The following is a 5,979-nucleotide window of genomic DNA, read 5'->3' as shown; positions in this document are numbered from 1 at the left end:
GCGAGATTATTGTAACGAAATGTATCCTTGATCTTTCGCGGCAATCGCGCTCTTTTACGACGATACGAGGCCACGGGGACCCATGCGTTTTTTCAGACTGACACGAATGGCACATATTCTGTCGCTCATCTTCCTGATGGGTGCGGCTATGCCATTTGTAGGATCTGAAGCTGGCTCGCCGCACGAAGATCAGAGTGACGTCGTCGCGATGGATGTGCGTGATTGTGGCCAACATCTTGTGTCGGACGATGCCATCCCTGGCTGCCCGGGCATGATGATACACTGCGCCACTTTTTCTAACGTGGACCATGCATTGCCCGGACTGAAACTCTTTGTCGTACATGTCTATCACCGGTCACACGCAGTCGACGCCGAGAGCTTGACTCCAGAAGCTTCTTCGCCCCCGCCGCGAGCCTGAACAAGCTTCGATTTCCATTCCTGCAGCTTGCGTTTGCGGTCTCGGTTCTCGCCCAAGTTTGAATGGGTGTGAATGTCTGACGAGTGCCCCGGTTGGGGCCGCGTCTGAACACCTCCGGCGCTCGCGGGAACACTCCTCCTCAAGCAAATCCATATCTGCCCTTTTCGGGCGAACCTTCACGTCAATCATCAAAAGGGGAGAAGAGTATGCGACTCTTCCAAGGAAAACAGCGCGCGCTTTCCGATACCGCGCTCAGCTCGTCGAAACATCTGGCAACAGGTCTGTCCCGGCGTCAGTTCGGTTTGACCGCGGCTGCCGCACTCGCCATGCCGACGGTGCTGCGCGCGCATGAATCGCCCAGGATCACGTCGAAAGGGACTTATGACATCACTGTCGACCGGGTTCGGATCGATACTGGGAACTTTCGGAAAATGGGGGTCGGATACAACAAGAGCCAGCTTCCAACGACCCTGCGTTTCAAGGAGGGCGAGGAAGTCACCATCAACGTGACCAACAACCTTCGCGAGAGCACCTCGATTCATTGGCACGGCCTGATCCTGCCCTTCCAACAGGACGGAGTCCCAGGCATCAGCTTCAACGGTATTGCTCCGGGTGACACCTTCACCTACCGGTTCCCGATCCAACAGGCTGGCACTTACTGGTTTCACAGCCACTCGGGCTTTCAGGAGCCCGACGGTGCCTACGGGGCGATCGTGATCGAGCCGCGTGACGGTGAACGGGTCCGGGCCGATCGCGATTATGTCGTGCAGTTGGCCGACAAGCACCCGCATCCCGGCAACCGGATCATGCGCAACCTCAAGATGATGCCGGATTACTACAACCGCTCGCAACGCACCTTGCAGACGCTGATCGAGGACTCGCGTCAGGACAGCCTGCAGGCGGCGCTCAAGGATCGCGGCATGTGGGGCCGGATGCGGATGATGCCGACGGACATCGAGGATGTGCAGGGATTTACCGCCCTGATCAACGGGCGCAGCACCTCGCAGAACTGGACAGGGCAGTTCCGGCCCGGTGAGAAGGTCCGCCTGCGGATTATCAATTCCTCGGCCATGACCTATTTCGACATGCGTATCCCGGGTTTGAAGATGACCGTGGTCCAGGCTGATGGCAACGACGTCAAACCGGTTACGGTGGACGAGCTGCGTGTTGCCGTGGCGGAGACGTATGACGTCATCGTCCAGCCGCGGGAAAACAAGGTTTATAGCATCATTGCCGAGTCCATGGGTCGCACCGCTCTCGTGCGCGGAACCCTGTCGCCAAAAGAGGGCCATGCCGGGGCCGTGCCACCGCTCCGGCCCAAGCCTTTGCTCACCATCGCCGACATGAGCGGGATGATGGGGGGCATGGATATGGGTGATAACGTCATGCAGAGCGCTGGCGGCATGCAGAACATGACCGGCATGGATCACTCGAACATGGGTGCCGCAAGTGCATCGACACCGCAGGCGATGGACCGTTCGGCCACGCAGGGCGCGGACCATTCCGACATGGAGCCGTCGGCACAACCTGCGATGAAGGACATGGATAACTCGCAGATGTCCGGTTCGAGCGCGCCTGGCATGAACGGGATGAACCGCTCCGGCATGGCGATGTCTAACGGTGACGACCCGTTCTACGCGCCTGGCAGCGGGCTGACACCCAAGGCCTATAACGGCGGGAAGTTCCTGTCCTACACCGATCTGCGCGCCGCACGACCGCTCTATCGGAACCGCACTCCGTCGCGCACCATTGAGCTCCGTCTGACGGGCAACATGGAGCGCTACATCTGGTCGATCAACGATGTGAAATTCGACGACGCTGATCCTATCGTCCTCAACTACGGCGAACGCGTGCGTATCCGGTTCATCAACGAAACGATGATGGCTCATCCGATGCACCTGCACGGGATGTGGTCGATCGTCGATACCGGTCAGGGCGCGCGCAATCCCATCAAGCATACGGTGAGTGTCCAGCCCGGAGTGACCTCCGACATCGAGGTCGAAGTCGATGCCCCTGGGCAATGGGCCTTCCACTGCCACCTCTCCTACCACGCAGACGGCGGCATGTTTCGCAAGGTTGTGGTCAAGGGGCGTCCAGCCTGAGCCAGTCAATAAAAGGAAAATCATGATGAAATGTTTCAAACTGGCCGGACTGGCCGGCTTTCTTCTTCCCTTTGCTCAGGTTGCACAGGCCGAACCGTTGATCTGGGGCTTTCAAGCGGAGCAATTCGAATATCGCTCGATGGATGGCGAGGACGCCCTGGTCTGGGATTTTGACGCTCTGGCGGGGTCGGATGAGATGAAATTCGTCTGGCGCAGCGAGGCGGAACTTGGTCTCACATCGGATGATTTCGAGAAGCTGGAAAACCAGCTGCGTCTGCAGTTTCCGGTCTCGACGTTTTTCGACGCCGTGGTGGGCGCCTATGCAGGCACGCCGGACGGTGCTCCCGACCGCTACGCTGGCGTGGTGGGCGTAAAGGGCCTCGCACCGCAGTGGTTCGAGATCGATGCCGATCTCTTTGTCTCCGATCATCCCTTCTTCCGTTTCGAGGCGGAGTATGAGGCGCTTCTGACCAATCGGCTAATCCTCACCCCGAGTATAGAGGTTGATCTGCCTCTCAAGGATGATCTGGCGCGCGACCGGGGCGCGGGCGGCGCAGTTGTAGAGATCGGAGCAAGACTCAGCTACGATGCCATCGACCGCGCGTTCTCTCCCTATATCGGCGTGAACTACGAAGCCTCGTTTGGCGACACAAAGGACATTCTCCGCGCCAATGGCGAGGATACGGATGCGTTCGCCATCGTGATCGGCACGCGTCTGATGTTCTGAGAATAGGCCGCTCCGGTTGTAGGCCGGGGCGGCCCGAAGATATCCTTTTTCCCAGAAGATGCGCCAAAGTTTAAGAACCAAACTGGAAAGGAGACCATGATGAGCGGACAGGGACACGCAGGTCACATGCCGCAGAGCGGTCGTGGCATGGCAATTTCAGCTTGGTTAACAGGTGTCTATTTCGTCATCGAGATGGCAATCGGCCTCTGGACCGGTTCCATCGCGGTGATCTCGGATGCGTTCCACACCTTCTCCGCAGTGGGGGGTGTGCTCGTGGCAATCATTGCAGCGCGACTCGCCCGCCGTCCGGCAGATGAGGATCGCAGTTTTGGCTGGTATCGCACGGAAATCATCGGCGCGCTGGTCAATGGCGGTTTCCTGCTTGCCATGGCGATCGTGGTGATCGTGATGGCTGCAATGCGTCTGGGGTCTCCTATTGATCTGCCGACCGGGCCAATGCTGTGGGCAGCGGCTGGCGGCCTTGTGACCGAGTTCATCTCGCTCGGGTTGATCTGGAAGCAGAGCCAGAGCGATCTGAACGTCAAGGGCGCGCTCTGGCACATCATTCAGACGTTCGTCGGGAGTCTGCTGATCATCATCACTGCACTGGTCATCAAGTTCACCGGTTTTCTGCTCATCGATCCAATTCTCGGCATGGCTTTCGGCTTCGTTCTGGTTTGGGCAAGCTGGGGGATCCTGCGTGATTCCATCCACTTGCTCATGGAGGGTACCCCGAGCGACGTTAGCCTTGGCGAGGTCACGCGGAACCTGGAGGCAATCGACGGCATCGCGGACGCACATCACGTCCACGCCTGGGCACTGACCAGCGGCAAATATGTCTTTTCGGCTCACCTGCGTGTCCGGCAAGGGGCCGATCCGCAAGAGACACTGAAGATAGCCCATAGTATGTTGCGCAAGCGCTTTGGCTTCTTTTTCGTCACCTTGCAGGTCGAGGACCGCTGCCTCGATGAAAGCGGCGCAGAAGCCATCGACATAACTGCGGACGAGAATCACAATCACGCCTAGCCGCTCCTGACGCGCGCCCGTGTCTGCCGTATCGCGGCACTCACGGGCCTCTTGAGGCACATTCGGGCGCTTTGTTCACAGACGTCACCTGATCGGATGCCGGACATGAAAACCATATTTCTTTTGCTTCTGATCACATTGTCCGAGGCGACGATCGGTGTCTTCGTCAAGCTGACCGACGGCAGAATCCCGATTCAGACGTTGAATTTCTACGCGATCCTGACAGCGGCCGCCTTCCTGATGCTCGCGTTGCCAGTCGCCACCGGCCGACCGATCCGCCTGCCCTGGGGGAATTTGAAGGACACCATCGTCATCGGTGTTCTTATCGCGACGCAGATCAGTGTCTTCAACTACGCCATGACGCTGGTGCCGATTGCCAATGCCGTCATTTTCTGGAGCGTGGCGCCCTTCTTTACGTTTATATTCTCGGCGATCTTCCTCGGCGAGAAGGCAGGCTTGGGCCATGTTCTCGTCTTCGGTATCGCCATCGTCGGCATCGTCCTCGCCAAACCCCTCTCAGGTGGATACATGATCGGCAATCTCGTCGCGCTGACGGACGGCGCGATCTATGCGGCGATGATCACCTACATGCGATACGAGGGCAAGTCAGAGACGGGCAACGATATCGCGTGGTCGATGCTTGCGGCGGCGGTCGTCCTGTCGCCGGCGCTGTTGATTTACGGCACCGGCGACGTGCTGGGCACGGCGGAAAACGAGAGGCTGGGCATCGTCGTGCCTGCCGGTGTCTGGGCGCTGGCGCTTGGGTTGGTATCTACGGGATTTGCCTATTTCGGCATCTCCATCGTCCTCAAGACTCTCAACGCGAACGTCTATTCCCTCGTCGATATCATCGTCTCGCCGGTCGTCGCGAGCACACTGGGGTTCTTGGTCTTTGCCGAGATGCCGGCAAAGGGGATGATCTATGGCGGCGGGCTGTTGCTGTTGGCCGGGTTTCTGCTGACATGGATGATGTCCCGTGATCGACCCGATATCGCGGCCCATCCCTGTCAGTGCGCCGGGTGACCCACGCTGTGGAGCTTCCAAAAGAGTAAGGACGCCACCGCGCCTCGCGCTAACCTTCCAGTTCTTCCAGCGCGTTTCAGCAGGCGATCGGTCAAGGCGAGGCCGGGCGATTGTGGGGATTTCAGAAAAACCGGTGTGGTCATTCGCATTTGGTTGTCAAAGCTGCCTTTGGCAAGCAGCAAATCGAATCCGTGTGAAAAACGGGCCTTGGGACATCTCATATCGGCATGGTAGTTCAGGAACAAAGGAGGTCACCATGTGACGACACTCTTTTCTCGGTCTGTCGGTGGCCGCTGTAACCGCAGTTGGTTGGGCCGCTTATGCCCAAAACGACCGGAAAAGAGATCGACGTCGATAAGGAGCGCTATCGTATCCTTGGCGCCTGCAACCCAAAAATGGCGCACGAGGCCATCGAAATCGAACCGCACGTTGGCGCGAGGCCGTTGACGCCGCGTGACTGAAACCTTTCCAGATAATGGCTTGCGCTTCCATCTACTGGAATGACTAGAGTTGCGGTGGCTCGGCCGCAACGCCGGTGAAGATGAGGACGGCACGCCGCATGACAAGCTATGGAACGCGGGTCAGCAGGATCGCTAGCGGGAAGCTTGGCCCAAGCGCGATTGGTGCGGGCCTGTTCGTTGCCTTTGCGCCGATCCACCTGTGGGTCACCGAAGAGGTCTCGG

The 5,979-nt window shown here is 58.7% G+C and carries 5 protein-coding genes and 1 pseudogene; all 6 read left to right on the top strand.

All coding sequences use genetic code 11. The features are described 5' to 3' along the window. Positions 1–106 precede the first annotated feature (106 nt). Entirely contained in the window at positions 107–418 is a 312-nt protein-coding gene (locus AC13D8_RS06440) for a hypothetical protein (RefSeq protein WP_482968163.1), read from the top strand. Between the two features lie 206 nt (positions 419–624). After that, entirely contained in the window at positions 625–2,520 is a 1,896-nt protein-coding gene (locus tag AC13D8_RS06435; protein WP_482968162.1) for a copper resistance system multicopper oxidase, read from the top strand. Between the two features lie 25 nt (positions 2,521–2,545). Beyond that, the gene (locus tag AC13D8_RS06430) at positions 2,546–3,247 is read left to right on the top strand and encodes a copper resistance protein B (protein ID WP_482968161.1); all 702 of its coding nucleotides are present in this window, start codon (positions 2,546–2,548) and stop codon (positions 3,245–3,247) included. Positions 3,248–3,346: 99 nt separating this feature from the next. Beyond that, a complete protein-coding gene (locus AC13D8_RS06425; RefSeq protein ID WP_482968160.1) occupies positions 3,347–4,273 on the top strand; it encodes a cation diffusion facilitator family transporter in 927 nt (308 codons plus the stop codon). 105 nt (positions 4,274–4,378) lie between these two features. Next, positions 4,379–5,296, top strand: a complete 918-nt coding sequence (locus tag AC13D8_RS06420) for a DMT family transporter (protein ID WP_482968159.1) — start codon at positions 4,379–4,381, stop codon at positions 5,294–5,296. Between the two features lie 329 nt (positions 5,297–5,625). Next, positions 5,626–5,733 (top strand): annotated as a pseudogene (locus tag AC13D8_RS06415) (DUF302 domain-containing protein); the annotation flags it as partial. Between the last annotated feature and the right edge of the window lie 246 nt (positions 5,734–5,979).

It is taken from the genome of Roseovarius sp. B-10 (assembly GCF_056859295.1).
Note: the sequence above shows the minus strand (reverse complement) of the source record. Positions and strands in the feature narration are given on the sequence as shown.